Genomic DNA, 4,173 nt, shown 5'->3' with positions numbered 1-4,173 from the left:
TCACTTTTACCCGTGCAAATTGGAATATACTTCAAACTGTAACCGTTACGGGAAAAGAAGATGACATAGTTGATGGTACAGTGCCCTACCAGATTAATATCAGTAATGCCATATCTTCTGATCCTCAATATAATGGTTTGCCTGTGGCACCGATAATGTTATCAAATACCGACAATGATGCTGCCGGGTTTGTTATTTCCCCGGTTTCAAATCATACTGCGGAAACCGGAGGAAAAGCAAACTTTACGGTCAAATTATCAAGCAAACCGGCGACAGACAGTGTAAATTATGTTGTAGTTCTGAATGTATCCAGCAGTAATACATCTGAAGGTATAGTTGATAAATCCCAGTTAACTTTCAGTTACTCAAATTGGTATGTTCCGCAAACTGTTACAGTTACCGGTGTTGATGATCATATCGTGGATGGAAATATACCATATTCAATTCTTTTGACATTAAATAACAGTCTTACTACGGATCCCCTGTATAAAACCGTACCCCCGGGCAATGTCTCTGTAATTAATGACGACAACGATTCGGCCACTTTATCAATTAATGACATGTCTAAAGCAGAGCCTGATAGCGGTTTTACTGTACCTTTTACATTTACGGTCACTCAGAGCGGTAGTAGCGTTGATACTGCATACTATGTGGATTTTATAGTTCGGGATAGTACTGCAACTTCCAACTCAGGGGACTATAATCCTTTACTTCCCGGGACACTTTATTTTAGCGGGAGTTCGGGAGACAAGCAAATAATCAAAGTGGATGTAAATGGGGATAATCTGGTTGAACCCCAGGAATTTTTTAAGGTTGTCCTGACTGGTATAACTGCCGGAGGAAGGAATGTGACTATTAAAAACAATACCGGACTTGGTACAATCTCCAATAAAACAAAATCGTTAGCCAGCATTAGGGCAAATATTCCTTCCTGTTCCGAGCCCTCAGGAAGTGGCCAATTTACTGTAAGTATGTCACATCCTTCTTCGACAAAAACCATAATAGGTTATAATGTCTCCGGATCAGCAACTTCAGGTGCCGATTTTACAAGCTTGTCCGGGACAGTGACAATCCCTGCCTTCGGCACAAAGGCAACCATTGATGTGATCGTAAAAGATGATTCCATTCTTGAAGGAGATGAAACGGTTGTTGTTACTCTGAAAAATATACTTTCGGGTGATACCGCAATTTCTATAGGAAAGCAAAATAACGCTACTGTAATTATTCATGATGATGATGGGGCAGGGCTTACGGTTCCTGATATTGATGTAAATGAAAATGCACCTGATGGCTATGCTCATTTTGTTGTTGTTCTAAATGCAGCTGTTCAAAATGGTTTCACCATCAATTATAAAACGGCTGACAGTACGGCTAAAGCCGGAATTGATTATTCCGCAGTTTCAGGTCAACTTCATTTTACCGGGAATAAAGGTGAAACGGATACAATATTCGTCCCCATTGTTAATGACAAACTGGTAGAGCCAATCAGGGCTTTTAACCTGAATTTCTTTGGGATTTCAAATCTCTCTGTGCAATTCACGAAGAAAGCTGTCTGTTCTATTTCAGATGATGACCATCTGCCGGTCATCTCCGGCGATATTAACAAAGATGGTCAGGAGGACACTGTCGTCTTATTTACTGCACTTGATTTCACTTCAAAGTTTACCGATCTGGATAAGGATCAACTGAATAAAATTAGAATAGAAAGTTTACCAACGGATGGTTCATTCCATTTAGGAGATACGGCAATATATTCAGGAAAAGAAATTGCAGCGGCCAACCTGGGTAAAATTACTTTTACCCCTGATTCAAATTGGTATGGTTCAACCAGTTTTAAGTGGAATGCTTCAGACGGTGTAAATTGGGCTGCAACAAACCGATTGGTAAATATCAATATCAAATCGGTAAATGATTCTCCCCGCATCATTAAATATTTTATTCGTGATACTATTGCTGAAAATGGCAGTTCCAGATATTCTATTTTATCCAATGTTCTGGATGTTGATCATGATAGTCTTTCTATAAATCTGAATATTTTGCCCAAACATGGCACTGCGGAAATGAAATCAAATGACACATTGGTTTATTCGCCATTTAAAGGTTATAGTGGATATGATACCTGCAAATATAAGGTTTGTGATAACGGTTCTCCTTCGCTCTGTGCTGAGGGTTGGTTAATAATATTGACGTATTCAACGAACACCCCTCCCGTCGCTGTCAACGATTATGTTGAGATAAAAGAAAATTCAGATACTTTAAAAATTAATACAAACCTAAATAATTATGACCCGGATAACAATCTGGATCCATTGACTACTGTTATATGGATTGCTCCCGGGCATGGGAATGCAAGCATGGATAAGACATTGGTTAAATATGTACCTGATAGCGCTTATACCGGAAAGGATACTGTCGTGGTTCGCGTTTGGGATAAAGGTGTTATTCCACTCTATGCAAATGATACTGTTTTTATTTTGGTAAAACCAGTGCCTTCAATAGGACTGGCATTGAATGCGTCAATGCCTCAGCTTCAACCTGACGATTCTTATCTGATTACGTATATATATAAAGTGGAAAATCTAGGTAGCACAGAACTGAGTCATGTAAATATCTCCGATAACCTTGCCAAAGTCTTTCCTGTGCCAATGTATTTTAAGATTATTTCACTTACCTCTGATAGTTTAAGTTTGATGCCAAATTCTTTATTCAATGGCATCAACGATACTATTTTGTTTGCATCTGATGTTAAACTTGCTGCCCGCGGACAAGTTAATATTAAGGTACAATTAGTTGTCTATCCTCATTTAAAAATTGGTGATTTTTATAATACAGCATATACTACTGCTCTTGGCATAAACGGAGATCCTGTATATGATTTGTCGGATAACGGAACAGTACCTGATCCCAATAAGAATAAGAATGCCAATGAAACCGGCGAGAACGATCCAACGCCGGTACATCTGGATGATATATCACTTTTTATTCCTGCAGGTTTTTCTCCTAACGGGGATGGCATTAATGATTATTTCGTCATCCATGGAGGAGAGAAATATACTATAAATATTAAGATTTTTAACCGTTGGGGAAATCTCGTTTATGAGAAAAAGGACTACAGGAACGAATGGAATGGATTATCAAATGTTAGTGGCGCTATAGGAAATGAGCTTCCTGAAGGGACCTATTTCTATATTCTCGACTTTAACAATGGGAACAGGCCCAAAGCAGGATATCTTACGATTAAACGTTGATCTATATGGGTAAATTGTGAAGTATGATTGGTAAAAAAGTAAAGAATATGCTCTATTCAAAGATTATTTACCGGTTGATGATTATACTGCAGTTGCTGGTAGCAAATGGACTAAGTGTTTTTTCCCAGCAGGAACCGATGTATTCGCAATACATATTTAATGGATTGCTCATAAATCCTGCCTACGCTGGTACTCACGATGCCTTGAGTGTCACGGCACTTTATCGCAAACAATGGGTCAATATCTCCGGAGCGCCCCAAACAGCAACTTTATCCGCAGATGCTCCGGTTAATAATGAGAAGATTGGTATTGGCCTGAACTTTCTGATGGACAAAATAGGTATTGATAAGAAGACAGAAATAATGGGAATTTACTCCTATAAAATAAGATTTGAGCATGGGGTATTATCTGCCGGTTTGCAAGTGGGAGCCAGTTTTTTTTCCAACAATTATTCTTCTGTTGAATATTCAAATGTGGCTAAAAATGATGTTGCCTTTATGCAGGATTTCCATCGGACTGTTCCTTATTTTGGCTTTGGCCTGTATTTTTATACAGAAAAGTTCTATGCGGGTTTATCCATACCTCAGTTCGCCCCAAGATCATTAACGGATTTAATTAATAATAATTCTTCTACTGCACATTTCGACCAAGCTAATCATGTTTTTTTGAATGGGGGTTATGTTATTGATTTAAATCAGGATATTAAATTAAAGCCTTCGCTTTTATTAAAATATGTTCATGGAGCTCCCGTAGAACTGGATGTGAATGGTTCATTCCTGTTTTACAATTTTTTTGCTCTTGGCGCTTCCTATAGAAGTTTGTCCTCGGTAAATTTATTTGGGGAAATAAAAATCAGTTCAAGGTTTTCCCTGGGTTATGCCTATGAATATACTACAACCGATTTGCAAAAATTTAATTCAGGCAC

2 protein-coding genes are annotated in these 4,173 nt (G+C 38.2%); both read left to right on the top strand.

Annotated elements, in window-relative coordinates; translation table 11 throughout:
- The coding region (locus tag Q8907_13525; protein ID MDP4275292.1) for a Calx-beta domain-containing protein at positions 1-3,248 on the top strand (3,248 nt) is incomplete at its 5' end.
- 23 nt (positions 3,249-3,271) lie between these two features.
- The coding region (locus Q8907_13520; protein MDP4275291.1) for a type IX secretion system membrane protein PorP/SprF at positions 3,272-4,173 on the top strand (902 nt) is incomplete at its 3' end.

Source organism: Bacteroidota bacterium, from assembly GCA_030706565.1.
GTDB lineage: Bacteria > Bacteroidota > Bacteroidia > Bacteroidales > JAUZOH01 > JAUZOH01.
Note: the sequence above shows the minus strand (reverse complement) of the source record. Positions and strands in the feature narration are given on the sequence as shown.